We start from the raw sequence: 24652 nt of genomic DNA, 5'->3' as shown, positions 1-24652 counted from the left end.
TCGCACAATGCCAGCACGCATGGCCGCATGGGCGGCAAAGAGAGAAGGAAAATCAAGATGATGGATGTAGCCGATCTGCGCCGCGAATACACCCGGGGTGGATTGCACCGGGCCGATCTGCCGGCCGAGCCCCTCGCCCTGTTCGAGAAGTGGCTGGCCCAGGCGTGCGAAGCCAAGCTGACCGATCCCACCGCCATGGTGGTGGGCACCGTGGATGCCGACGGCCAGCCCTGGCAGCGCACCGTGCTGCTCAAGCACTACGATGGCGAGGGCATGGTGTTCTACACCAACATGGGCAGCCGCAAGGCGCATCAGCTGGAGGGCAACCCCCGCATCAGCCTGCTGTTTCCCTGGCACACGCTGGATAGACAAGTGCATGTGACCGGCCGGGTGGAGAAGATGAGCACCTTCGAGGTGATGAAGTACTTCCACAGTCGCCCCAAGGACAGCCAGATCGCCGCCTGGGTTTCCCAGCAGTCGACCCGCATCTCGGCGCGCGGCGTGCTGGAGGCCAAATTCCTCGAGCTCAAGCAGAAGTTTGCCAATGGCGAAGTGCCGTTGCCGAGCTTCTGGGGCGGTTTTCGGGTGCGGATCGACACGGTCGAATTCTGGCAGGGGGGCGAGCATCGCCTGCACGACCGTTTCTACTACACCCGCGAGGGGGAAGGCTGGCACATCGAGCGGCTGGCGCCCTGAGTGCCCGCTGCCGCTGACAAGGAGTCTGTATGCGTCTGTATGGCGATCTGAAGTCCGGCAACTGCTACAAGCCCTGGCTGCTGGCCCGCTGGCTTGAACTGCCCCTCGACTGGGTGCCGGTGGATGTGCTGGCGGGGGAGACCCGTACCCCCGATTTTCTGGCCATCAACCCCAACGGCAAGATCCCGGTGCTGGAGCTGGCCCACGGCGATACCCTGGCGGAATCCAACGCCATCCTCTTCTATCTGGCGCAGGGCTCGCCCCTGTGGCCGACCGAGCCGCGTCAGCAGGCCGAGGTGCTCAAGTGGCTGTTCTTCGAGCAGTACAGCCATGAGCCCTATATCGCGGTAGCCCGTTTCATCGTGCACTATCTAGGGCGGCCGGAGTCTCAGGAGGCGCGCCTTGACGGGCTCAAAGCCGGCGGCGAAAAGGCGCTGGCGGTGCTGGAGCAGCAGCTCAAGCAGAGTCCCTACCTGTGCGGTGATTCCCCGACCATTGCCGACATTGCGCTTTATGCCTACACCCATGTGGCGGAGGAGGGGATCTTCTCGCTGCAGGGCTGGCCAGCTATTCGCGACTGGATCGCCCGTATCGAAGCCCATCCCCGTCACCTGAGCCTGCCGGCTGCCTGTCAGGCCGGCTGATGGAGCTGCTGATCGAGCGGGCCCTGTGGCAGCCCCACTGGGCGCCGGTGCTGCAGGCCTGGCAACGGCAGGGCGGTCGCTGGCTGCTGCTGCAGAGCAAGGCCGATGAGCGTTTGCCGAGCGACACCGGCGGACTCTGGTCCAGTTGTCCGCCCGATGGCGTGCGTTCGGCCAGCGCGCTGCTGGCCACCTGGCTGGATGGTGACTTGCCTGCCCAGCCCGCGAGGGATCCGAGCCGCCAGATCCTCATCAGCGGCTCGGCCTCCCTGCTGACCCTGGCCCAGGAGGAGGGGCTGTTGACGCTGGGGCCACAGGGCGCCGATCTGACGCTGACGGCGCAAGACGATCTGGGCGCCGTGCTCAACCGTCTGCTGGCCCGCCGCCTGACGGTGCCGGTGCTGGTCGAGCCCGCCTCGCCATCGGGGCCTGCCCTGCAACTGCGTCCTTTGTTGGCGCAGGACGAAACCGACGCGGTGCGTTATTGCAGCGATGCGGCGCTCGCCCGCTACACCCTCAACATCCCCCATCCCTACCCGCCGGAGGCTGCCCGTGACTGGTTGGCCGGCTGCTGGCGCAAGGCGGCGCTCGGGCTGGGCTGGAGCTGGGCGCTGACCCTGCCGGCGGGGGAGGGCCAGGCGCCGCTGGTGGGGGTGATCTCGCTGCACTGGAATGGCGAGCTGGCCTGGTGGGTGGGCGTGCCCTGGCAAAATCGCGGGCTGGCGACCCGGGCCGCCCGGCTGGTCAAGGCCTTTGCGTTTGACCGGCTGCAACTGCCGGTGCTGACCGCCCGCCATATGCCAGGCAATCTGGCCTCCGGCCGGGTGATGGCCAAGCTTGGCATGCGCTATTGCGGTCGGCGTGAGCTGAGTGGTCAGCCGCCGTGCGAGGTGAGCTACTGGCTGCTGGAGCGAAGCCAGACGCTCGCGGCCCCGCTGACACGGCAGTTGGCTCCTCTGCTGGCTGACGAACAGGTGGTGGCGGCCATCCTGCAAGCAGGCGCCGAGGAGGGGGAACGGAGGCGGCTGGCCCTCTTTCTGGCGCAGTCGGGGGAGCCAGGCTGCGGACCGGATGTCGACTCCCTGCCCGAGCAGGAGGACGACGGGCCGCTGGCGCTGGAGTATCACGATCAGGAGGTGCTGGCGCAGGCCGAGCCGGACCAGCTCTATCTGTATCGGGGGCTGCTGCTCAAGGACCATGAAGAGCAGGGGTTAGCTTATCTGCAGCAGCTGGCCAGCCTGCAGCGTCAGGGGCCGGCACCGCTCACGCTGGCGGAGCGGCGTCAGCGACTCGGCTGGCTGGGTACCTTGGCCCGCCGGGCCAGCGGCGAGAACACACAGGGGGAGGGTGTCAGTCGCCGTTATCACCAGCTCTGGCTGCTGGTGGAGTTGCCCGCCCTCATCGACGAGCTGGCCGGACGCTGGCATCGCGGACCAGACCCGACGCTGGGCTGGCTGGAGCAGACGGATGCCGAGCTGTTTGCGGCCTATCGGGCGGCCATCACCACCCTGCAACCGAGCGATCTGCAAGCACTGCTGCGCCTGCTGGCCGTGCGGTTTCCTGAGTCCACCCTCCCATTTCTCGACAAAGGTGCTCAGGGCGGCGGTCAGTTTGTGGAATAATGCCCGCTCTGCTGTACGAGGAGTAACGCTGTATGCTGAGAACCGAGCGCCCCGGCGACATGCTGCCGGTCTATGACCTGGTGAGCGCCGCCTTTGGCCGTTCCGACGAGGCCGAATTGGTCAACCGCCTGCGCGAATGTGGCGCCGCCGTGGTGACCATGGTCGAGGAGGAGGAGTACGAGTTCATGGGGCACCTGATGCTGAGCCCGATCACCATTAACGGCATGGAAGGGCCCTGGCTCGGTCTTGCGCCCGTGGCGGTCCATCCCGATTGGCAGGGGCAGGGCATAGGGTCGGATCTGGTACGCGAGGGGCTGGATACGGCGCTGGAGATGGACTGGAAGGCGGTGGTGGTGCTGGGTGACCCGACCTATTACAGCCGCTTCGGTTTTCGCCCCGCCAGCGAGTTCGGCCTGCACTGCATCTACGAGGTGCCCGCCGACTGCTTCATGGCGATGGAGCTGCAGGAAGGCGGCCTGAGCGGGATGCAGGGCGAAGTGCTCTACCACCCGCTGTTTGACGAGCTTCCCGAAGAACAATGAGCAACGCAAACGGCAGCCTGCGGGCTGCCGTTTTGTTATCTGCATGAGCATTAGGTGCTGCGCCTTTCCCCTTGAATAAGCGATGAGTCGTTGTGCTCCTCCGCTCCATCATCCTGGGCAGTATCCACGCCCATGCCATTGAGCAAACACCTCTTGAATCCGTGTCGGGATATATGGAGCGCGCCACCATATTCTCTGAATATGGGGTCTGCTGCCTGAGGGCTGGCCGTTGCTTTTTCCGGAGGTATTCTGTTGCAATGTCTTGTTACAATTTTTTTATCGGAAAGATCTGCTTTTGTCTAACGGGTAACATTTTTTGGTTTGACCTCATTATTGATGTTTGACTCAAATGAGGATGTAAAGGTAGGTTGTTGAATATATAAACAAGGGGGCCTGGTGCGATTGCCATGGCTTTAATTATTCATGCCCGCCCTTGTCTTATATATCGATAGCGTTGCTCTCGTTTGCATATAAATAATGCTGACGCGGTAACCTGTCTTCATCTTACACCCAAGAACAACCACCATATGCTCGGTCATGATGATATGGCCTGCCCAGCTATTGTCTGAAAATATCGGGCAATCTGGAAGAAATTGAGCACTGATAGGGATATATTATATGAAAAAACTTTCAGAAATAATCCATCGTGAGGTTTCACAAGGACGTCGTGATTTTCTGACGTTTTCCTCCATGTCGCTGATTGGTCTGGCAGCTGGCAGCGTTTTTCCTGCCCCGGTGAAGGCTGCCATTGCTGTTTTGAATAGTGGCAATTTTGCTGAACTGGATGCGATCAATTTTTACGTGATGGCGTCTAACCAGCCCGCCGTTGATTCAAATCGGGTCAACTTTGTACAAGAAACCGATGAAGCGCAATATCTTGCCCAGGTGATGTTTCAAGAGTTGATGAAGTACGAATTCCAGTATCAGAACAGCTCATTAAGCGAAGCATTGGGCCCTGGCATGAAGCCTAATAATAATGTGCTGACAATGAGTGATGGCATCAGCTCGGTCAATGCTATTTACAGCAGCAATCGACGCTATTTTACCGATAATATGGTTGAGTACGTGAGTGGCCTGTTACAGAACTCATATAGCAAGCAAACCAATGTCACAGTAGCTGACCGGAAGCTGTATAACTCTTGGGATATGGTGAAGGTAAATGCGAATATCAAGCAAGCAGAAAAGGGGGCGCAGTTTAAGGAGATTATCGATCAGCTATACTCTGTTGCCACCCATTATTGTCAAAATGGAAAGTTAACCGCCTACAAAGCAGGGGGGGAAAGCTGGGCTCGTCAACTTATCGAGCACTACTCCAAGAATGAGGTGTTAGACGAGCTTATCAGTTCTTTTAAAGTTCAGGAGTATCTGGGGTCAGGCTCATCGTTTGAAAAGGCGATGTGGCAAGTGTACAACACCATCAACAAAGTAAGAGCGCTCAATATTTCATCCGGTCGTCGCATCACCGAAGATGAGCTGAAAAAATTTGAACGTACCATGGCGGGATCTGTTTATAGCGGGTTTGCCATGAACATGAGCTGGGGTCACCAAAGCGAGAAATACACTGTCCTGGCCAACAGGAGAAATTTTGATGATGTGGTGACCTTGCTGAGAAATGAAAGCGGTACTCAGCGCACCTTCTGGAACAGTTTCTTCAACCAGAATAGTCCGGATAGCTTCTGGAATGAACTGAATAATATGAGCTTGAGAACGAGCACCTTGCAGGATGAAGGGGCTCGGCAGCGTATTCTTCAACGATATCCTGCTCTGGCAGGGACGACAGGCAGTATGGCTCCCACAGCCTTCGCCGGTGTGGCTCCCGCTGCCTTCCCCATAGATTCATTCCTTTCCGTGTTCACCTTGTTGCTGGGGGTGGGCAACTTTACCTGGTTGACGGCGACCGATCGGGAGGAATGGAGCAATCCTGTTCCTTTGATGGAGTTGGGGGCAGCCCTGTTTGATGTGACCTTGAATCTGATCCAGCTCGGTCGGTTCCTTGATAAAGTGACCATGTTTATTTATGGCAATGGTGAAGGCATCATCAATAGCATTGCCATCAATATGGGGAAATTCAGTCAATTCTTGAGCAACCTTACCGCCAAAGGCCAGCATCTCACGAATGTGCTGGAGCGGCAGATCGCCAGCAAGATGTTTCTCGCCACGCAAAATATCACTCGAGTCATCAATATATGTTTTGTTGGCTTGGCGGCACTGGGGGCGGCCCTAGCCGCGTATAACCTGTATCAGGCTGTCGAGGGCGGCGATATTGGGGATATTATATTTGCGGCAATCAATATGCTGGTCGCCACGGTGGCGTTGGGCGTCGCCATTGCCTCTTTTATGGGGTTTGCCATTGCCGGCCCCTTGGGTATCATTGTCGCGGTGATAGGCATAGTGGTGGCCATTGCCCAGTGGATCTACACGTTACTCAAAAAAGAAGAGGTCAAACCTACCCCGATCGCGAGATATACCAACGAATATATTAAGCCACGGGGGCTTGAGTATGAAGATCTTGGCGCATATATTTGCCGGGTATCCAGTTACTGGAAGCGTACTCTGGTGTGCGCATTCGATGCAAGGACCATGAATACCGATTGGGATTATGTCCCAAGTATCGCTGATCATGATAATCCAATTTATACTCAGCCAGGGGCTCTGGTAACCTCCCCGAGAAATGGCAGGATTTATAACTTTGCCAATATTCAAAAACCAGGTTACGGAAATATATCGAATTTCTTCACTGCGGGAGCCACCACACCAATCAGTAACTGGCGGCCGGGGAGTGATTTGCAGACCTGCTTGCATGCCGTTGAGAGTCAGGCAAGCAATAATAGTCGTGCTGCTATATTTGTGGCGCTGGGAAACAACTCAAGCTTTTCACGTGCTTTCTTGACGTCTCATCTGGAAGATGCCCCGACAAACAGCAATGAGCTGACAAGTCAATTAAATCTGGAGTGGCAAGAATATCCGCTGGATGTGGTTGCCATCAATGGCCTTGATGAGACCATGTTCCTTATCTTCACTACCCGACATATCTATCAAGTGAAAGCTGGTGTAGCGCGCAGGATAATCTCTGACTTTGTCGGTCAGCGCGATGCACCGATAACCTACGGCCTGAATGCCCTGGCACTCGGTACCAACGTGAATTTGATCTATCGGTTAAATGGTCTGCAGGCTCCCGAGACCCGCTACCATTATCTGCTGACCCGGGATGACAATGGTGACTATACCCGTATGAAATTACTGCGGACCATCAATAATCCCTTGTCCTCAGACTCGCCGATTGTTGGCAGGTTGTTCAAGAAAACCAACGATCTGGTTTCGCGGATGGACTTTATGTATCACGACGGCAAAAGTGGCTATGCCCGCTATGGCGCAATTATGAGCAAGACTGATGATGCCTCATTGTCGTTGTACAACGGGGTTGAGTTTCAGGTACCGGACAATGGATTCCGATCCTTCTACAAGAATGCGTTTATTCCGAAATAGGGGAGGTGACTCCCTTGTCCATCGCTTGACCATGAGTCGTCATTATTGAACCGGCCCATGTACGAAAACCAGATGCATCCACATCGGCTGCAAATAATAAAAAAGGCGCCCTCGGGCGCCTTTTTTATCTCTGTCCGTCAGCTCAGCTGAAGAACCAGTAACCGCGGTTGACCAGCCGGGTCAGCAGCTGCAGGAAGCCGGCCTGATCGGCAAGCTCCACCATGTCGGCCTGGGTGACCATGTCCTTGTCGCACAAGAGCGAAATGGCGGCCGCATCCTCGCTTGGCAGGGTCCAGGCTTCGCCGTCGATATAGCACTGCTGGCTCTCGCCGCTGAACCAGACGGTGCGCAGGCCCGGCACCTTGATGGCGGGCTCGCCCTGGGTCAGCAGGTCGGCCACTTCCTCGGCGCTGTAGTCCGGCTCCACCGGATTGACGTCCAGATCGTGCTTGGCCTCGGAGATCATGGTGCCGAACCACTCCTTGAACAGGGTCTCGTCATCGAGGGCCTGCTGCATCAGCTCGCGCAGACGGTGCAGCTCGTGGGGCTGGATCTCGCCGTGGCGGGCGCGGGGCTTGAGATCGGCATCGCCGTAACGCTCGGTGCGCACCTCGTTGTCGATCAGGTGATCGGCAAAGGAGGAGATAAGCGCCTTGGCATCCGGCGCGCGGAAGCCTACCGAGAAGTTCAGAGAGGGCTCGATGGCGTAGCCTTCGTGGGGGAATCCGGGCGGGATGTAGAGGATATCGCCTGGCTCCATGATGACGTCGATGATCGCCTCGAACGGCTCGCAGTGCAGCAGGGCTGCGTGGGCGGCGAACTCGTTCAAGGGCTTGGCATCGCCGACGCGCCAGTGGCGTTTGCCCTGGCCCTGGGTGATGAAGACGTCGTAGTTGTCGATGTGGGGACCGACGCCGCCGTGAGGGGTGGAGAAGCTCACCATCACGTCGTCAAAACGCCAGCCGGGGATGAACTGGAACGGCAGCGCCAGTTCGTTGACCTCGGGAGCCCAGTGGTTGCAGGCCTGCACCAGCACGGTCCAGTTCTCTTCACCCAGGTGATCGTAGGATTCGAAGGGGCCGTGAGCCGCCTCCCACTTGTTGTTGAAGCGGGTGACGAGGCGCGATTCAATCACCTCTTCCATGGCCAGACCCGCCAGCTCGTCCGGGCTGATGGGATCCTGAAAGTCGGTGAAGCCGCCCTTGATGAGCAGCGGGCGCTTCTGCCAGTAGTGCTCGAGGAAGTGAGCGATATCCAGATTGAGTTGGTACATAGATCTTCTCGTCAAAGGGTTCGACAAAGGTCAAGAGAGGTCTTGCCGGAGGCGGTGGCTGGCCTCGGGCAAGACCTCTTGCAAAGGGTGTATAGGGTGCCACATAAAATAACCGGGGCCCTGTTGCAGATCATGCACAGGGCCCCGGTGGTGTCACTTATCCGCTTATTTCAGCAGATCGACCAGACGCTGGGCGTCGCCGATGTAGTTGGCCGGGGTCAGCTTCTTCAGCTCGACCTTGACCGCTTCCGGCAACTCCAGCGTGTCGATAAAGGTACGCATCCCTTCGGCATCGACGCGGCGGCCACGGGTCAGCTCTTTGAGCTTCTCGTAGGGCTTCTCGATACCGTAGCGGCGCATCACGGTCTGGATCGGCTCGGCCAGCACTTCCCAGTTGGCATCCAGATCGGCGGCCATGGCGGCGTCATTGGCTTCCAGCTTGGAGATACCCTTCAGGGTCGCCTGATAGGCAATCAGGGAGTAACCCACCGCCACACCCAGGTTGCGCAGCACGGTCGAGTCGGTGAGATCACGCTGCCAGCGGGAGATGGGCAGCTTGGAGGCCAGATGCTGGAACACGGCGTTGGCCAGACCCAGATTGCCTTCGGAGTTCTCGAAGTCGATGGGGTTGACCTTGTGCGGCATGGTGGAGGAGCCGATTTCGCCGGCGATGGTGCGCTGCTTGAAGTGGCCCAGGGAGATGTAACCCCACACATCGCGATCGAAGTCGATCAGGATGGTGTTGAAGCGGGCCATGGCGTCGAACAGCTCGGCGATGTAGTCGTGCGGCTCGATCTGGGTGGTGTAGGGGTTCCAGGAAAGGCCGAGGGAGGTGACGAACTCCTCGGAGAACTGGTGCCAGTCCACATCCGGGTAGGCGCTGATGTGGGCATTGTAGTTGCCGACCGCGCCGTTGATCTTGCCGAGGATCTCCACCGCCATGATCTGCTTGTACTGGCGCTCCAACCGGTAGGCGACGTTGGCCATCTCCTTGCCCATGGTGCTCGGGGTGGCCGGCTGACCGTGGGTACGGGACAGCAGCGGCATGTCGCGGTACTCAACGGCCAGACGCTTGAGCTCGGAAATCAGCTTCTCGCAATAAGGCTTGATTACCTCTTCGCGGGCGGTTTTCAGCATCAGGCCGTGGGAGTTGTTGTTGATGTCTTCCGAGGTGCAGGCGAAGTGGATGAACTCAGCGATGGCGGCCAGTTCCGGGTTCACTTCGACTTTCTCTTTGAGGAAGTACTCCACCGCTTTCACATCATGGTTGGTGGTGCGCTCGATCTGTTTGATGCGGGCGGCATCCTGCTCGTTGAAGTTGCTGACGATGCCGTCGAGCAGGGCACTGGCGGCCGCGCTCAGGGCAGGGACTTCCGGGATCCCGGCGTGGCTGGCCAGTTTTTGCAACCAGCGCACCTCGACTTCGACGCGAAAACGCAGCAGGCCGAATTCGGAGAAGATAGGGCGCAGGGCATCGGCCTTGTCGCCATAACGACCGTCAATCGGGGAAACAGCAGTCAGCGCGGACAGCTCCATGGGGTGAACTCCTGATGATTGGTGTGGGGGATCCGTATCCACTCGCGCGTGGGCCCGGGATATCAGCAAGGGGATGTGCGGCTGTCCGCCTTGCTGTCGTCCCTCGGCCCGCGCACGAGCCGATTATTAGTAACGTTTGGCCAGCTCCACCATCTTCTTGCGAGCGAAGATGATCTGGGTGCGGCTGCCGCCGAGCTGACGCCACAGCACGCAGGCCCGGATGCCGGCCAGCAGCAGGGCGCGCACCTTGTGCTGCACCAGCGGCTGCTGCAGGAACAGCGGGGTACCCGCCACCTGGATTCTGGGGCCTATCGGGCTGATAAGATCGCTGTAGATGCTCGCCATGTTGGCCAGGATCTGCTCGTCGAGCAGATCGAAGTGCTGTTGCTGGCGGCCAATCTGGCTGATCCGCTCACCCAGCATGTTGAGGATGTCCTTGCGCTTGGCCAGCTTGCGCTCCAGCGCGATCAGGCTCACCACGTAGCGGGTCAGCTCGGCATTCTTCTGGCTGCCGTCGGCGCCCAGCTGCTCGACTAGCGCGCGGTAGCCGTCGCGAATGGCCTGGTGGGTGTTGTTGAACACCTCGAGTGGCTGGCTCGGGTTGGTCACCAGAATGCTGGAGAGGCTCTCGCGCAGGGCTGCCTCGTCGCAGCTGCCATCACGGGCCACCTTCTGCACCAGATAGGCGGCCTGGCAGATGCCGGCAAAGGCCATTGTTCTGTCTTGGAATTTGTCGCTCATATCTTCACAGCCCTGTTCTGTTCATTCACCGGCCGATGCCATGATCCGGCCTGGAAGTTGCCAATCATGTATCGCTGCCTTGTGCTGTTTTGTCTTTGTCCCCTCTCCCTCAGGGAGAGGGTCAGGGTGAGGGTGGTTACCCCCTCATCCCCAACCCTTCTCCCGCGAGGGGAGAAGGGAGTACAGCGCGGACGCTCGTGAGCGCCCAGCCCTTAGACCGGATGGCTGAAACGTTGTTCGATGATGCCGCCGCCCAGACACACTTCCCCGTCGTAGAAGACGGCGGATTGACCCGGGGTGACCGCAGCTTGCTTCTCGTCGAAGATGACCCGGATGGTCTCATCGTCGATGGGCTGGATCAGGCAGGGAATATCGTCCTGCCGATAGCGGGTCTTGACGGTGCAGCGGCGCGGCGCGCGAATGGGGGTGCGATCCACCCAGTGCAGCTGGCTGGCGATCAGGCCATCGGAGTAGAGACGGGGATGTTCGCCCTGCGCCACCACTAGCGTGTTGCGCTCGACCTCTTTGTCGACCACGTACCAGGCCTCTTCGGTGGCATCTTTGCGCCCGCCGATGCCAAGCCCCTTGCGCTGGCCCAGGGTGTGATACATCAGGCCCTGATGCTCGCCGATCACCTTGCCATCGACGGTTTCGATGGGGCCGGGCTGGGCGGGCAGGAACTTGGCCAGGAAGTCCTTGAATTTGCGCTCACCGATAAAGCAGATGCCGGTAGAGTCTTTCTTCTTGGCGGTGATGAGATCCAGCTGCTCGGCGATGCGGCGCACCTCCGGCTTTTCCAGGTCGCCGACCGGGAACAGGCTCTGACCCACCTGAGCTTCGCTCAAGGTGTAGAGGAAGTAGCTCTGATCCTTGTTGGTATCCAGACCGCGCAGCAGGCGGGGGCGGCCGGTGCTGTCGTCACGGCGCACATAGTGGCCGGTGGCGATGTAGGTGGCACCCAGCTCTTCGGCGGCAAACTCCAGGAACGCCTTGAACTTGATCTCCTTGTTGCACAGGATATCGGGGTTCGGCGTACGGCCGGCCTTGTACTCTTCGAGAAAGTGCTCAAACACGTTGTCCCAGTACTCGGCGGCGAAGTTGATGGTGTGGAGTTTCATCCCCAGCTTGTCGCAGACGGCCTTGGCATCAGCCAAATCCTGGGCGGCAGAGCAGTACTCGTCCGTGTCGTCTTCTTCCCAGTTCTTCATGAACAAGCCTTCGACCTGATAGCCCTGCTGCTGGAGCAGGTAGGCCGAGACGGAAGAATCCACGCCGCCGGACATGCCGACGATCACCTTGATTTGGCTGTTGTCTGTCATTAGTCGAAGTTACCAGTTCGTTTAAACGGGGCGTATTCTACCAGAATTTCGCGCCCCCGGTCACATATCCATGCCGCCGTTCCCATCAGGAACCCGGCAGCAGGAAATCGTTTTTCTTGTCTCGGCCCCATTGCGTCAAAAAGAGCTTCCAACGGCTCTCAAATGAAAGCTTTGAGGGCCGACAGCGGCAAGCGGGTGCCGGCCAGGTAGTCCTGAATGCACTGCCACACCAGAGGGCTGCGCAGGGCTTGTTTGCACTCGGCGATCTCCGCCAGGGTGAGCCAGTGGCAGGCCAGCACGTCGCCGTCAGGATCCTCTGGATGATGCTGACCCGGCGCCTTTTCAAGGTCGAAGATGACGGCGGTGCGCACAAAGGTGGCCTCGCTGTCCGCCGGCTTGTAGAGATAGACCCCGAGCCAGCCGGTGGGGGCGGCGGTGAGCCCGGTCTCTTCCTTCAGCTCGCGGCAGGCCGCCTGGATGAGATCTTCCCCCGGCTCCACATGGCCGGCGGGCTGGTTGAAGCGGCGCTGGCCCTTGATCTCCTCTTCCACCAGCAGGAAGCGGCCCTGCCAGTGTACCAGGGCGGCCACGGTGAGGCGGGTGGGCAGCGGTGGGTGATCGCTCATAGGGACTCCTTGTCTGGTTGGCTGTGCCCCGGTGGGGCGCTGGATTCAAGTGTGCTGTTCATATGACGGCACGCTGGCCAAATGGCTTACTCGTGTCATTCCGACGGCTTGCTGCGGGCCGGGCGACGGGCGGTGCCGCGCCCGCCGCTGCGATTGCCGGGGCGCGGCTCGGCCTCACGGCTGCCCCGCCCTTGGCCGGGGGCCTGCTCTTGGCCCTGATGCTGGGGGCGGCGAGCCGCTCGCGGTGCGCTGTGGCTGCCTGTCCGTTGCGGCTTGGCGGATGGCCGTGCTTTCCCTTGCGTGGTAGCTGGCCGTGGCGCCGGGGCCAGCTCTGGAGCGGGCAGGGCGCGGCTCTCCCCCGGTGCCAGCGCGTCGAGGGTCCAGTCGCCGATGGCGTAGCGGATAAGGCGCAAGGTGGGGTGACCGATGTGGGCGGTCATCCGCCGCACCTGGCGGTTGCGCCCCTCCACTATCTTGATCTCCAGCCAGCAGGTGGGGATCTCTTTACGCTCGCGAATGGGCGGGTTGCGCGGCCACACGGCAGGTTCCTCCATGATGCGCGCCCCGGCGGGCAGGGTCATGCCGTCGTTGAGCTCCACACCGGCGCGCAGGGCAGCCAGTTTCTCCTCGCTCGGGATGCCTTCCACCTGCACCCAGTAAGTCTTGGGGGTCTTCTCCCCAGGCTGGGTGAGGCGTGCCTGCAGCTTGCCGTCGTTGGTGAGCAGCAACAGCCCCTCGCTGTCACGGTCGAGCCGGCCCGCGGCATAGATGCCGGGCTCGGTGATGTAATCCTTGAGGGTCTCGCGGCCCGCCTCGTCGGTGAACTGACAGAGCACCATGTAGGGCTTGTTCAAGAGCAGCAGCTTGCGATCGGCCGGGGCGGGAGCCGGTTTGCGCTCGCCCTGCTTGTCTCTCAAGGCGTGCTGCGCCTCCCGGCGTTGGGATGGGCGCGCCGTGGCGGCGGGTCCGCTGGCCGAACGTTCGGCGTCAGGACGGGCGGAGAGGGAGAGACGGGGGCGGGCTGATTTCATCGCATGCATACCAAAAACAGGGGAAGGGCGAGTGTACCACAGGGGGCTGTCACGGGCATGAACGACGGGGACGGGAGGCCAGCCGCTCAGCCGAGCAGGCCGTCGATGACGATGGCCTGACGGGCGGGGGCCGAGCCGGCGTGCAGCAATGCGGTGCCCACCTGCTCGTCCATCAGTGCGCGGGCCAGCCGGGTGAGAGGGCGCAACTGCTCGGGAGCCAGGCCGGTGGGCACCGCCAGCAAAATCAGGGTCTGCACCGGCCCGAGTGCGGAGCCCCATTCGATGGGCTCGCTGCTGCTGAGCAGCGAGAGCGCGGGTCGATGGATGGCGGGGCAGATGACGTGGGGCATGGCGAGCCCGGGCCGGATAATGGTGGCGGCCAGTTGCTCGCGCGCGGCGATGGCCTGCTCCAGCGCTGGCCTGTCGCTTATCAGCGCGGCGGGCAGCAGATCCACCAGCACCGCCAGTGCCTGGGCCTTGTCGAGGGGCGCCGTGGCATGACCAAGCTGAGCCAGGGTGAAGCAATAGTCGGGCAGTACCTGGCCGAGGCGCTGTTCGGCCAGGGCGGCGCTGCCGGGGCGCCCCAGCGGCTGGCCCAGCTCCACGCACCAGCAGGTGAAGGCCATGTGGGCGAGCTCGGCATCCAGCCCCTCGATCAGCAGCAGACAGAGATCGCCTGGCTGGGTGGCCAGGGTGAGCAGGGAGAGCTGGTTGGTCGCCTCTACCGCCTGACGGCGGGTGACGTTGATGAACTGGATATGGGACTTGAACAGCCCAGCCAGCCGACTCAACTGCTTGGCCTGGGTGATGGTGAGCCCCAGCCGGCAGTGAAAGGAGATCTCGCGGATCAGCATTCAGACGCCGGGGGCAGCGGTCTTGAGCACGGCCACCGCATCGAGTAGCACCGCCTCCAGCGCCACCTGGTGGATAGGGCAGCCGAGGAAGCGATCTTTTTGCTCAATCTCGATATCGGAGGCGATCAGCACCAGATCGGCGCCGGCGATGTCGCGAGCGGTGAGGATGTTCTCCAGCCCCATGGCTCCCTGGGTTTCGACCTTGATCTTGAGCCCCAGCTTGTCGGCGGCTTTTTGCAGCGCCTCGGCGGCCATATAGGTGTGGGCGATGCCGGTGGGGCAGGCGGTGACGGCGAGGATCTTCATGGGCTCTCACGGCAAATTCGGGTGGGGCAACAAGATAGCGCCAAGGGGCGGCCTTGCCAAAGGGACGGAGGCAAAAATGGGATCCCGACTGCGCTCTGCTGAAGGGATGGGCAAGGGGTGAGCGCTTTTGCGGCCCCAAAAGGGACAAGTGGAGAAAACGGAGATAAAAAACGGCCCGCCAGAGGGCGGGCCGAATGCACACTACGGAGTGAAATCGTGTTACCGGGCAGCTACTGCCCGGTCAGCCGGGGCTCAGGCGGACTGGGTCGCCAGGGTGGCGGCTTTCAGCTCCCGCTTGATGCGGCGGATCTTGCGCTCTTCGGCAACCGCGACGCAGGCCATCAGCACCAGGCAGGCGGCGGCGGCCATGTCCAGCGCCGCGAAGGTGCCGGTCCAGCCGGTCAGGCCGAAGATGGGGGTGCCGTCGGCAATCATGCCCAGACCCAGTTTGGCGAAGCTGTCACCGATGAGGTAGGCGAAGGTGCCCTTGACGCCATCGGCCACGCTGATGCCCTGCTTGGGCACGAAGCCCACGGCGGCCACGCCGATCAGCAGCTGCGGACCGAACACCAGGAAGCCCAGCAGGAACAGGGAGCCCAGGAACATGAACTGGGTAGTGGCGTGCTGGTAGAGGCCCAGGGTGGCGATGATCAGCGCCAGCGCCACGCAGGCCACCAGACCACGGCGACCGTTGGCCAGATCTGAGAGGTAACCCCACATCAGGGTTCCGACCAGGGCGCCCACTTCGAAGAAGGTAAAGCCCTGAATGGCTACTTCCTTGGAGAAACCGAGCTCCTGGTGGGCGTAGACGGTGGACCACTGGTCGATACCGATACGCACCACGTAGAGGAAGATGTTGGCAAAGCAGAGCAGCCAGATCACCTTGTTCATCAGCACGTACTTGACGAAGATCTGCCACTTGGTCAGCTGCTGCTCTTCGGTGGCGATATCTTCTTCGCTGGCCACTTCGTCAAACAGCTCTTCCACCTTGCCCAGGCCATAGGCTTCGGGCGAATCGCTACCAAAGCGCAGGCCGATGAAGCCGACGATCAGCGCGATGATGGAGGGGAAGATGAACATGCCGAGCACGTTGCCATCGAACAGGTAGTTGGCACCGAACAGTGCCACACCGGCCGCACCGGCCCCGCCCACGTTGTGGGAGAGGTTCCACATGCCCAGATAGGTGCCGCGCTTGTTGCGGGGTGTCCACTTGGTGATGGTGGAGTAGCTGCAGGAGCCGCCGCAGCTCTGGAAGAAACCGCTGGCCGCGTAGAAGAAGATCATCAGGTAGAGACTGAAACCCGTGCCACCCATGCTGGCACTGAAGCCCAGCATGCAGAGGGAGGAGAGGATCAGCATCAGCGGCAGGAACTGCTTGGTGTTCTTGCCATCGGCATAGTAGGAGACGATGGTCTTGCCCACCCCGTAGGTGATGGAGAAGCCAAGGCCGATCATGCCGAGCTCGGTCATGGAGAGACCGTACTCCTGGATCATGTCGTTCTGCGCAATGTTGAAGTTCTTGCGGATCAGATACATGGTCAGGTAACCGATGAACACAACCAGATAGGATTGCATAAACGGTTTGAACCAGAGCTTGCGCCGGGCTTCGACCGGCAGGTTCAGGGTGGGGACCCGGACCTGTTCGAGCAGTTTAAACATCTTCGTTCATCCTCTGCGAGATAGACGCTGTTTCCGCCGCGTTCCTCACTTTTTGATTGGTGTTGGAGGTCACGCCACGGAAAGAACAACAGGAAGCGGGCGCGGTGCGCGGCGAGCCCCTGTCGATTGAACCCATGCCCGTCCCTTGCGCCGTGGCGCGGGTCGGGTAACGACATCAGGTAGCGTGACTTTAATGAGGCGCGCTGCAAATGGCGTGAGAGCCATCCCTAGGGGGGGTAGGAAAATTTCCTAGTTTGGCGGGATCCGGCCGCGAAGCGTGAAGAGGATCACAAGCCGGCGTCGTACAGCAGAGGTGAACGGGCTCTCTCGAACCCGACAAAAGACGAGGCCACCCGCAGGTGGCCTCGTCCGGTTTGGTCACCGCCAGCAGGGGCGGCTTGGTTGGGCGGGGATCAGGCGGCCTTGGCCAGCGTCACCTCGTCACTCTTCTTGACCCGCAGTTTTTTCAGGGCAACCGCCACCACGCCGGTGACGATGGCGCCGCAGATCATGCAGAGCAGGGCCAGCAGCGGCTTGTTGACGGCGCCGAGCAGGGCCACGATGGGGCCACCGTGGGCGACGCTGTTGGTGATGCCGAACAGGAAGGCCATCACGGCGGCGGTCATGCTGCCCAGCACGTTGGCCGGGATGACGGCGAGCGGATCACGGGCGGCGAATGGAATCGCACCTTCGGAGATACCCACCAGGCCCATGGCACCGGCGGCTTTGCCCGCCTCAATCTCGGTGGCGTCGAAGATGCCGAGCTTGCGACCCAGTACGGTAGCCAGCGACATGCCAAGCGGCGCGGCCGGGATGGCGCAGGCCATAGCGCCCATAAACTGGGTCTGGCCGGAGGCTATCATGCCCACCGAGAACAGGAAGGCCACCTTGTTGACCGGGCCACCCATGTCAAAGCCGGCCATGCCGCCCAGCACGATCCCCAGCAGCACCAGGCTGCCGCCGCTCATGGAGAGCAGCATGGCGTTCAGACCCGTCATCATGTCGGCGATGGGGGCACCGATGATGAAGATGAAGACGGCAGCGATAAAGAGCGACCCGACGATGGGGGCGATCAGGATCGGCACCAGCGGCTGCACCATCTTGTGGTAGTGGCGGGTGGCAATCCAGCGCACCAGATAACCGACCAACAGGCCCGCGATGATGGCACCGATAAAGCCGGTACCGGCATCGGCGCCGTAGAAGCTGCCGTTGTTGGCGATCCAGCCGCCGATAAAGCCTGGAGCAAGGGCTGGTCGATCACCGATGGCGTAGGCGATGTAGCCCGCCAGAATGGGGATCATCAGGGTGAAGGCGGCGACACCCACGTTGAGGATCTGGTTCCACATGCTCCCTGCCGGGATCTGCATACCGCTTGGGGTAGGATCGCCGCCGATGGCCAGTGCCAGGGCGATCAGCAGACCCCCGGTGACTACGAACGGGATCATGTGGGAGACGCCGTTCATCAGATAACGGTAAAGATCCGAGCTGCCGCCTGAGCTCTTCTCCTCGCTCTTGCGCTCATCCTTGTCCGCCACGTAGGCGGGGGCCTTCAGCGCCTGCTCGATGAGGCCCTTGCCATCTTTGATGGGGGCCTTCACGCCTGTCTTGATGAGCGGCTTGTCGTTGAAGCGGGCCATGTCCACCTGCTTGTCGCAGGCCACCACGATGGCGCTGGCACGGGCGATCTCGGCCGCAGTCGGGCTGTTCTTGACGCCGATGGAGCCGTTGGTCTCCACCTTCACCTCAAAGCCCAGCTCCTTGGCGGCGCGCTCCAGGGATTCTGCCGCCAGATAGGTGTGGGCGATGCCGGCCGGGCAGCCAGTGACGCCGATGATCAGCCCCTTGTCGGCGGTGGGGGTAGCCACTTGCGGCTCTTTCTTCTCGAGCAGCAGCGCCAGCGCATCGGTAGGCGTCCTGGCTGCCAGCAGGGCATCGATAAAGCCCTCTTCAATCAGCTTGGCGGAGAGTTCGGCCAGCACCTCGATATGGTGGTTGGCGCCACCGGCCGGGGAGGCAATCATGAAAAACAGCCGGGACGGCTTGCCATCCTCGGCGCCGTACTCGATACCGGCGCGGCTGATGCCGATGGCCACCGCCGGGGTGCTCACTGCCGCACTCTTGGCGTGGGGCAGGGCGACGCCCTCTTCAAAGCCGGTGTTGTCCAGCTCTTCCCGGGCCCACAGGTCCTTGATGAACTGCTGCTCGTCGCTGACCTTGCCTTGCGCCGCGAGCAGACGGGTCATCTCGGTGAAGACCTCCTCCTTGCGCGTGGCCTTTAAATCGAGCGCGATCAGCTGCTCGTTGATAAGGGTGGTGATCATGGCGTTCTCCCTGCTCCTGGCCGGAGCCTGTTGGCATCTTTTCCTGGGCTATCGCCCAGGAGATGCAGACAAAAGTGACCCCACTATTATCCCGCCCGCTAGGCATCACACCTATCGGACAAAACTGCGAAATACTGGATTTTTGTGCGGAGTCGCCCCGAGTGTGACCCCGATCGCACAGCAGGCCAGCTGAAAAGATGGGTCTGGATTGAATCGGAAAGTGATTTTTTGTCTTTAATAATCAGCATCTTGATTTTGATTCTTTCAACGTGCTTTTATGATGGAGGGTGATGTTATCCGGCCAGGAAGCGGTGTGAAACTGTAAATTTGTGAGGTAAAAAGAGGGCGCGGGGTGTGAGCTGTCGCACATAAATGGCGGTGATGGGGGGCTTGGTAAGGGGAGGCCGGCGAGGGAATAGGTGGAGAAATGGATTGAGCCATTGGAGCCAGATAGCTCACCACAACGCGCGAGTGAAACCACAGGCATTGGCCCCGTAGGGTGCAATGTGCTGCGCTTATTGCACCCTACCGAATTGATGACGCGAATGTCTAAGTACGCTTGGGTATTAAAAGTTCTAGGTTAACTTTTGGCTATTGCTTCTGGAAGATAGAGCCAGCGGACAAGGGGGCCTTTTCTGGAGGCAAACCGAATCTTAATCCAGTCATCTTTCTGCTCGAGAATTTCTACTTTGTCGTTATGAATAAGATAGGCTTTGGTCTTTGATGTTTTTTCAGGTGATGAGTAGAGAGAGGCTTTCTCGGCTGTGACTGGCCAGAGAATTTTCTTGCCATCAAAGTCAATCGCAACTGTGTCCAGTTTCTCTCCCTTCTGATTAAATGTGTGCTCGTAAAAAGGGAAGGTATCAATCTCGGAGTTTTGGATCTGATACTCTGTTGTTTTATATAGCCAGAGTTCACCTTGGGCGTTATATCGGTAAGTGTCGTAATACCATACAGGGCCGGAGCGGCAAGAGCTAACCAAAGAAAGATCATCTAATCGAACTGAAAGGTTATAGAGATCTTCGCAGGCAGATGTTGGTGCCTTTGAGTCTGCAATTTTTAGCTCTTTAAATGCAGTATTTACATGGTCATATAGGAATACATAAAAAATATTATTTACCATACCAAGATAGTTGGTAATGGCAATGTCCTTATAACCATCAAAGTTGAAGTCCTTTATTATAACATCAGACTCCAAGTTATCATCAATACATTTAAGTTGCTGCTTTTCTTTTTCTGCTGTTATCAAGTAAAAGCATTCACCCTCTTTTTTAATGTCTATTTTTACTCCGTCAATTATAAATGTGGAGTCTGCTCTTGCAGAGATGGAGAAGCATAGTAATAAAGTTGTGATGATGATAAATAATTTCATGTTGATTTATTCTGCCACTTGAATTTTTGTAAAGTGTTGCTTGCGTCGTTTATTTACTGTCTCGGAGCGTCTTAAATTGAGTTGAATAAAGAGGCGAAATTCCACGCTACCGACCGTGGATTACAGCCTCCAGCCTGCTGCGGTCATCCGGCGATGTGGTGGATGGCGAAACGGCTGCACAGATGTGTCTCTGCAAGAATGGTTGCCAAGTGGGCATCTTAACCAAGGTGATTGGGTAGCAAAACAGGAAGCTGATAAAAATCAGCCTCAGATCAACAAATTACTTAATAAGGAAGGGGGGTTGATTGGCCGCCACCTGCCGGCAGCAACGGGTTACTGGCCGCTATGGAGCGGGTTATTGGGTTCCAGCGCCAGCGAGAGCCGCAGCATATCCTTGTGCTGGATGCCGTGCTCCATCAGGGGCTCCGGGTAGTGGGTAAGGAAGTGATCCTTGATGACGGCATCGACGCGAAAGCCGTGGCGCTGGTAGTAGGTGAGCTGGTGGCCGAAGCTGCCGGTACCGAGCTCGACGCGGCGTACCCCTTTCCCGGCCAGGCTGGTCAACACGAAGCGCAGCAGGCCGGAACCTATGCCTTGCTGCTGGCGGTTGGGGGCAACGGCGATATTGAAGATCTCGGCCGTTTGCTCCCCCACCAGACCCGCCACGCAGGCGCCCACTATCTCGTTGCCCGCCAGGGCGGCAAAGCCCCAGGCGCCGGGCAGATAGGCGGCAATGCACTGCTCTGCGGGATCTGCCTCCAGCAGCAGTACCAGCGGCAGTTGGTTGGGGTCCATCTCGACAAACGTCATCTTTATCTCGCTGTGACGGTCCGGGGCGCGCCGTCCTCTGGGCCTCAATACTCCAGAAACTTCTCGCCGCAGCGCTCGCAAATCAGGTGCTTTACATGGGTGGCCTGGTAAGCCAGCGTTTCACCAAACGCCCAGTTGGTGATGCTGCTGGAAGTAAAGGCTTGCCAGAAGGCTTTGTGCGGATCCTTGGGCATGATGTCCTGAGTGTGATCGCGGGCTACCAGAACTACGATATGGCGGGTGCGCTCCCGGCATTTGTCACAGCGATGGATTTCACTCGGTGGCTCGCTTTGGGGTTGGGCGGTGCACTCTGTTGTCATGATGATGACCTGTTATGTATGGCGCGCCCATCATAGTCTTCTTCAGTTGGCTCTCAATCCCCCATGCTGGGGGCGTGTGCTGGTTGCGATCGGGATCACCTTTGGGACAAAGAGTTGAGGGGGTCATGGGGACTTGGTAGTGCGGGGGCCGGAGCCCCCGTGGCGCTGCTCGACTCTTGTATAGCCGGTTGTGAGGCAGGCCTCTAGAAAATAATCCCGATCACCCGATCCAGCATCACCTCGAACGGGAACAGGGTGAAGAGCAGCGGCACGAAGGGGACCAGGGTGGCCAGGATGAGCTGCATAAAGGTGTCCCGGCTAAAGGGCAGGGGGCGGATCTCCTTGACCACGGCGTAGGCATTGCCGAGATCGGCGAGGGACTGGATGTCGGCGGCGCCCAGCAGGGCTTCGCCATCCCGGTCTTGGCTGCGCAGCCAGCGGCGCTCGAAATCGCGGGTGTATTCGGCCGCCAGGGCACCGTATTCACGCATTCCTTGGCGTTTGGTGCGCATGATCTGGCTGGCGAAAACAGTGAGCGGGGCGAGTACCAGCAACAGCCCCACGACCACCAGCAGGGCAATTTCCGGCTTGTAGGCGGTGAGCACGGCGCCATCGTGCAGGATGCGGTTGGCCACATAACCGGCCAGCTGGGCTCCGAAGGCGGTCAACAGTGGCGAGTAGGCATAGGCCGAGGCCCCGAGAAAGCCGAGGCCGGCATTGCGATCGGGATGGGTCGGGATCAGCGCGAGGGGCAGGCAGGAGAGCTGCCACAACAGCCGGCTCCAGATCAGGATGCGGTAGAGCCAGCGCAGCACCAGAAACTGGGTGATGGGGATGCTGATCCAGAAAAACCAGATGCCGGCGAAGGAGAGATGATCCTGACCGTCACTCTGGGTGACGTACCAGGTGGATGCATCGAGCACGAAGGTGTTGGTGCGGATGAAGTAGCCGCTGGAGAAGACAAACAGCAGCAGGGCGAGCTCGACGGCCACCGAGTTGCGCCATGCCATGGCGCTGCCTATGGCCTGATTAAAGCGTGGCAGCGAGGCGTCTGGCACCAGTTGGCGTTCAAGAAACTGGGCGATGATGCCCCGGATCCGCTGATGGACGATCAGCTCGGCAAAGACCAGCAGGGGCACGCAGATCAGAAAGCGGGCCTGGGACTCGATGTCCAGCAGGAATGGGACGGTGACCCCTTCAAGCAGGGTGCCTTCCCAGGCGCTGAGCAGCAGCAAGGGCAGCCAGCACAAGGCGCTCAGGGTGACGATGCGCAGCCTCAGGTGGGATGACACATTGCCGAGATGGGCGCGGCTCCACAGCTGATAGAGCGGGCCGCCCAGCACCAGAGAGAAGTTCTCCAGAGGTAGCGGGGAGGTGCTTTTGCCCCCGGTGGGTTGGTGTGATGACATGATGGCTCACCTTGCAGCAGAGACGGCGGGCGGGGCCGTGATCCTCCCTGCGCGGACGGCAAGCCGGGGCAGAGATGCCTGTGCGGGGTCTCGCCAGCCTCGCACTGTTAGGTATAGTGCCGGCGCCGCTGAAGGGGCAATGTGCCTTAAGCAAGGGGCTGCGCGAGAGGGGGCGGTTTGGCTCAGGATTGCCGCGGGGGCGTGATACCCATGCTGGCCAATACCCGGGCAGCATTCTCTTCACACGGCATCTCGTCAGGTTTGGATTCCACCAGCCCGATCAGGGCCTGCAACTGCTGCTTGCTGTGGGCAAGTCTTGCCTCCAGCGCTTCTATGTCGCTCACCTTGGCCTTGAGCGCCGCCAGCAGCGGGGCATGTTGCCAGGTGCTGATATCCGCCGGCACCAGCTGCTTGATCTCGTCGAGGGAGAAGCCCGCCTGCTGCGCCAGGGCGATGATGGTCAGCAACTGCGCCGTCTCGGGCGGGTAGTCGCGATAGCCGTTGGCACCCCGCCGCACCTTGCTGAGCAGGCCTCTGGCTTCGTAGAAGCGGATGGCCGAGGCCGCCATGCCGGTCTGTCTGGCCAGTTCACCGATCTTCATCTTGTCTCCTGGGCTACGGGTTGGCGGCTCCGCCCACTGTCATGGACGAAGGGCGGGATCAAGGGGGATTCTAAGATTAAAGCCGACTTGAATGTCAACGGCCCTGAGCAAGGGGGGTCGGGTGGATAGCATTTCTCCTATCGCAACGGCATCCCGACAAAGGGGCTTGACCTTCAAGTCAGCTTCAAACTTATGGTGGGGCCCTCACTATGAGGAGATCGCCATGAACCCATTTACTCCCCTGACCCTGCCCAATGGCAGCCAGCTTATCAACCGTCTCGCCAAGGCAGCCATGGAAGAGAACATGGCCGACCGTGACCATGCCCCCTCAGAGGCGCTAATCCGCCTCTATCGTACCTGGGCAGAGGGTGGCGCCGGCCTCGTCATCACCGGCAATGTGATGGTGGACGGCCACGCCATGACGGGGCCGGGGGGCGTGGTACTCGACTCCCACGATCTCTCCCCGGCGCTGGTCGGGCGTTTCAGTGCCTGGGCCGAGGCGGCCAAGAGCGGTGGCGCCCAGATCTGGATGCAGATCAACCACCCCGGTCGCCAGATGCCGGCGGCGCTGGGGCAGCCCACCCTGGCCCCTTCCGCCGTGCCGATGGCGCTCGGCCGTTTCTCGAGGCAGTTCTCTCCGCCCAGAGCCATGAGCGAGGCCGACATTGCCGAGGTGAAGGCGCGCTTCATCAACACGGCGCTGCTGGCACAGCGTGTCGGTTTTGACGGGGTGCAGATCCATGCCGCGCACGGCTATCTGCTGAGCCAGTTCCTCTCGCCGCTCACCAACCTGCGCCGCGATCGTTGGGGTGGCAGCCTTGAGAATCGCGCGCGCTTGCTGCTGGAGATAGTTGAAGGGATCCGCCAGCAGGCGGGCAGCGGCTTCGCACTGTCGGTCAAGCTCAACTCCGCCGACTTTCAGCGTGGCGGCTTCAGCACCGAGGATGCAAAGGCGGTGGTGGAGATGCTCAACCCGCTCGGGGTGGATCTGGTGGAGCTATCCGGCGGCAGTTACGAGGCGCCCGCCATGCACGGCCAGGCCCGCGATGGTCGGACTCTGGCGCGGGAGGCCTATTTTCTGGAGTTCGCTCGGGAGATCGTCTCTGTTGCCTTTATGCCCGTGATGGTGACCGGGGGAATTCGCCGCTACCCGGTGGTGGAGCAGGTGCTTGGCAGCGGGGTGGCGGTCGCCGGCATGGCCACTGCGCTGGCCATCGCCCCGGATCTGCCTGCCAGATGGCACCGTGAGCAGGCGGCAAGTGCCGAGCTCAGGCCCATCCCCTGGCGCAACAAGGTGTTGGCCTCGGTAGGTTATATGGCGATGGTGAAATACCAGCTGCGGCGGCTGGGGCGCGGCCAGCCGAGCCTCCCCAAGATCGCTCCCGCCCTGGCGCTGGCCTGCCAGCAGTGGCAGACCCTGCTTGGCAACGCCCGCTATCGACGTTGGATCAAGGCGCAGGAAAAGTGAAGGGGGCGCTTGCCACCC

At 60.3% G+C, this 24652-nt stretch carries 21 protein-coding genes; 6 read left to right on the top strand and 15 right to left on the bottom strand.

The features are described 5' to 3' along the window. Positions 1–57 precede the first annotated feature (57 nt). The 5 genes from pdxH (at position 58) to PG881_RS18240 (ending at position 6987) form a co-directional block, all read left to right on the top strand. Positions 58–696: a pyridoxamine 5'-phosphate oxidase gene (gene pdxH, locus PG881_RS18260; RefSeq protein WP_270801905.1), complete on the top strand. Its 639-nt coding sequence runs from the start codon at positions 58–60 to the stop codon at positions 694–696. 29 nt (positions 697–725) lie between these two features. Next, a complete protein-coding gene (locus tag PG881_RS18255; RefSeq protein ID WP_029303563.1) occupies positions 726–1340 on the top strand; it encodes a glutathione S-transferase family protein in 615 nt (204 codons plus the stop codon). Beyond that, positions 1340–2959 (top strand): GNAT family N-acetyltransferase, encoded by a 1620-nt coding sequence (locus PG881_RS18250; protein WP_270801903.1) that lies wholly within the window; start codon positions 1340–1342, stop codon positions 2957–2959. Before PG881_RS18255 ends, PG881_RS18250 begins: the two co-directional genes overlap by 1 nt. Positions 2960–2991: 32 nt before the next feature. Further along, the gene (locus PG881_RS18245) at positions 2992–3501 is read left to right on the top strand and encodes a GNAT family N-acetyltransferase (RefSeq protein WP_017409969.1); all 510 of its coding nucleotides are present in this window, start codon (positions 2992–2994) and stop codon (positions 3499–3501) included. Between the two features lie 618 nt (positions 3502–4119). Further along, positions 4120–6987: a hypothetical protein gene (locus PG881_RS18240; RefSeq protein ID WP_270801900.1), complete on the top strand. Its 2868-nt coding sequence runs from the start codon at positions 4120–4122 to the stop codon at positions 6985–6987. Positions 6988–7129: 142 nt separating this feature from the next. Here the strand turns inward: PG881_RS18240 and PG881_RS18235 are convergent, their stop codons facing one another. The 15 genes from PG881_RS18235 to PG881_RS18165 all read right to left on the bottom strand — a co-directional run bounded on the left by PG881_RS18235 (position 7130) and on the right by PG881_RS18165 (position 23166). Next, a complete protein-coding gene (locus tag PG881_RS18235) occupies positions 7130–8260 on the bottom strand; it encodes a ribosomal protein uL16 3-hydroxylase (RefSeq protein ID WP_039215278.1) in 1131 nt (376 codons plus the stop codon). Positions 8261–8425: 165 nt separating this feature from the next. After that, positions 8426–9796 carry an adenylosuccinate lyase gene (purB, locus tag PG881_RS18230; protein ID WP_039215277.1) on the bottom strand — a complete coding sequence of 457 codons (1371 nt, stop codon included), beginning with the start codon at positions 9794–9796 and terminating at the stop codon, positions 8426–8428. A 126-nt stretch (positions 9797–9922) separates the two neighbouring features. Further along, a complete protein-coding gene (gene hflD, locus PG881_RS18225) occupies positions 9923–10537 on the bottom strand; it encodes a high frequency lysogenization protein HflD (protein WP_270801894.1) in 615 nt (204 codons plus the stop codon). Between the two features lie 212 nt (positions 10538–10749). Beyond that, positions 10750–11856: a tRNA 2-thiouridine(34) synthase MnmA gene (mnmA, locus tag PG881_RS18220; protein ID WP_139706758.1), complete on the bottom strand. Its 1107-nt coding sequence runs from the start codon at positions 11854–11856 to the stop codon at positions 10750–10752. A 158-nt stretch (positions 11857–12014) separates the two neighbouring features. Further along, entirely contained in the window at positions 12015–12482 is a 468-nt protein-coding gene (locus PG881_RS18215) for an NUDIX hydrolase (RefSeq protein ID WP_077096047.1), read from the bottom strand. A gap of 95 nt (positions 12483–12577) precedes the next feature. After that, the gene (gene rluE / locus PG881_RS18210) at positions 12578–13522 is read right to left on the bottom strand and encodes a 23S rRNA pseudouridine(2457) synthase RluE (RefSeq protein WP_270801889.1); all 945 of its coding nucleotides are present in this window, start codon (positions 13520–13522) and stop codon (positions 12578–12580) included. A gap of 77 nt (positions 13523–13599) precedes the next feature. Continuing rightward, positions 13600–14367 carry a PTS sugar transporter subunit IIA gene (locus tag PG881_RS18205; protein ID WP_270801886.1) on the bottom strand — a complete coding sequence of 256 codons (768 nt, stop codon included), beginning with the start codon at positions 14365–14367 and terminating at the stop codon, positions 13600–13602. Continuing rightward, positions 14368–14673, bottom strand: a complete 306-nt coding sequence (locus PG881_RS18200; protein WP_017409976.1) for a PTS fructose transporter subunit IIB — start codon at positions 14671–14673, stop codon at positions 14368–14370. It lies immediately after the preceding gene. Between the two features lie 252 nt (positions 14674–14925). After that, positions 14926–16332 carry a hexose-6-phosphate:phosphate antiporter gene (uhpT, locus tag PG881_RS18195; protein ID WP_024943880.1) on the bottom strand — a complete coding sequence of 469 codons (1407 nt, stop codon included), beginning with the start codon at positions 16330–16332 and terminating at the stop codon, positions 14926–14928. Positions 16333–16745: 413 nt separating this feature from the next. Further along, a complete protein-coding gene (locus PG881_RS18190) occupies positions 16746–18653 on the bottom strand; it encodes a PTS fructose transporter subunit IIABC (protein ID WP_270801879.1) in 1908 nt (635 codons plus the stop codon). A 580-nt stretch (positions 18654–19233) separates the two neighbouring features. After that, entirely contained in the window at positions 19234–20025 is a 792-nt protein-coding gene (locus PG881_RS18185) for an XAC2610-related protein (RefSeq protein ID WP_242795636.1), read from the bottom strand. Positions 20026–20358: 333 nt separating this feature from the next. Further along, on the bottom strand, positions 20359–20835 hold the full coding sequence (locus PG881_RS18180; RefSeq protein ID WP_158197698.1) for a GNAT family N-acetyltransferase: 477 nt from the start codon (positions 20833–20835) through the stop codon (positions 20359–20361). 44 nt (positions 20836–20879) lie between these two features. Continuing rightward, a complete protein-coding gene (locus tag PG881_RS18175; protein ID WP_270801872.1) occupies positions 20880–21155 on the bottom strand; it encodes a hypothetical protein in 276 nt (91 codons plus the stop codon). Positions 21156–21358: 203 nt separating this feature from the next. After that, a complete protein-coding gene (locus PG881_RS18170; protein WP_252376789.1) occupies positions 21359–22564 on the bottom strand; it encodes a hypothetical protein in 1206 nt (401 codons plus the stop codon). Between the two features lie 182 nt (positions 22565–22746). Further along, a complete protein-coding gene (locus PG881_RS18165; protein WP_039214297.1) occupies positions 22747–23166 on the bottom strand; it encodes a MerR family transcriptional regulator in 420 nt (139 codons plus the stop codon). 223 nt (positions 23167–23389) lie between these two features. Between PG881_RS18165 and PG881_RS18160 the strand changes: the two genes are divergently transcribed. After that, on the top strand, positions 23390–24634 hold the full coding sequence (locus PG881_RS18160) for an NADH:flavin oxidoreductase/NADH oxidase family protein (RefSeq protein ID WP_270801864.1): 1245 nt from the start codon (positions 23390–23392) through the stop codon (positions 24632–24634). Positions 24635–24652: the final 18 nt, after the last annotated feature.

Source organism: Aeromonas sp. QDB54 (assembly GCF_027707385.1).
In the GTDB taxonomy this organism is placed as follows: Bacteria; Pseudomonadota; Gammaproteobacteria; order Enterobacterales; family Aeromonadaceae; genus Aeromonas; species Aeromonas hydrophila.
This window is presented reverse-complemented; position numbering and strand designations above follow the sequence as displayed.

What these genes read in the sequence shown, in the direction of transcription:
- PG881_RS18205 (WP_270801886.1), bottom strand. Translation starts at nt 14,367, where the DNA reads ATGCTGATCCGCGAGATCTCCTTTCACTGCCGGCTGGGGCTCACCATC.
- PG881_RS18170 (WP_252376789.1), bottom strand. Translation starts at nt 22,564, where the DNA reads ATGTCATCACACCAACCCACCGGGGGCAAAAGCACCTCCCCGCTACCT.
- PG881_RS18180 (WP_158197698.1), bottom strand. Translation starts at nt 20,835, where the DNA reads ATGACGTTTGTCGAGATGGACCCCAACCAACTGCCGCTGGTACTGCTG.
- PG881_RS18235 (WP_039215278.1), bottom strand. Translation starts at nt 8,260, where the DNA reads ATGTACCAACTCAATCTGGATATCGCTCACTTCCTCGAGCACTACTGG.
- PG881_RS18215 (WP_077096047.1), bottom strand. Translation starts at nt 12,482, where the DNA reads ATGAGCGATCACCCACCGCTGCCCACCCGCCTCACCGTGGCCGCCCTG.
- purB (WP_039215277.1), bottom strand. Translation starts at nt 9,796, where the DNA reads ATGGAGCTGTCCGCGCTGACTGCTGTTTCCCCGATTGACGGTCGTTAT.
- PG881_RS18175 (WP_270801872.1), bottom strand. Translation starts at nt 21,155, where the DNA reads ATGACAACAGAGTGCACCGCCCAACCCCAAAGCGAGCCACCGAGTGAA.
- uhpT (WP_024943880.1), bottom strand. Translation starts at nt 16,332, where the DNA reads ATGTTTAAACTGCTCGAACAGGTCCGGGTCCCCACCCTGAACCTGCCG.
- PG881_RS18190 (WP_270801879.1), bottom strand. Translation starts at nt 18,653, where the DNA reads ATGATCACCACCCTTATCAACGAGCAGCTGATCGCGCTCGATTTAAAG.
- mnmA (WP_139706758.1), bottom strand. Translation starts at nt 11,856, where the DNA reads ATGACAGACAACAGCCAAATCAAGGTGATCGTCGGCATGTCCGGCGGC.
- pdxH (WP_270801905.1), top strand. Translation starts at nt 58, where the DNA reads ATGATGGATGTAGCCGATCTGCGCCGCGAATACACCCGGGGTGGATTG.
- PG881_RS18200 (WP_017409976.1), bottom strand. Translation starts at nt 14,673, where the DNA reads ATGAAGATCCTCGCCGTCACCGCCTGCCCCACCGGCATCGCCCACACC.
- PG881_RS18255 (WP_029303563.1), top strand. Translation starts at nt 726, where the DNA reads ATGCGTCTGTATGGCGATCTGAAGTCCGGCAACTGCTACAAGCCCTGG.
- rluE (WP_270801889.1), bottom strand. Translation starts at nt 13,522, where the DNA reads ATGCATGCGATGAAATCAGCCCGCCCCCGTCTCTCCCTCTCCGCCCGT.
- PG881_RS18240 (WP_270801900.1), top strand. Translation starts at nt 4,120, where the DNA reads ATGAAAAAACTTTCAGAAATAATCCATCGTGAGGTTTCACAAGGACGT.
- hflD (WP_270801894.1), bottom strand. Translation starts at nt 10,537, where the DNA reads ATGAGCGACAAATTCCAAGACAGAACAATGGCCTTTGCCGGCATCTGC.
- PG881_RS18160 (WP_270801864.1), top strand. Translation starts at nt 23,390, where the DNA reads ATGAACCCATTTACTCCCCTGACCCTGCCCAATGGCAGCCAGCTTATC.
- PG881_RS18250 (WP_270801903.1), top strand. Translation starts at nt 1,340, where the DNA reads ATGGAGCTGCTGATCGAGCGGGCCCTGTGGCAGCCCCACTGGGCGCCG.
- PG881_RS18165 (WP_039214297.1), bottom strand. Translation starts at nt 23,166, where the DNA reads ATGAAGATCGGTGAACTGGCCAGACAGACCGGCATGGCGGCCTCGGCC.
- PG881_RS18245 (WP_017409969.1), top strand. Translation starts at nt 2,992, where the DNA reads ATGCTGAGAACCGAGCGCCCCGGCGACATGCTGCCGGTCTATGACCTG.
- PG881_RS18185 (WP_242795636.1), bottom strand. Translation starts at nt 20,025, where the DNA reads ATGAAATTATTTATCATCATCACAACTTTATTACTATGCTTCTCCATC.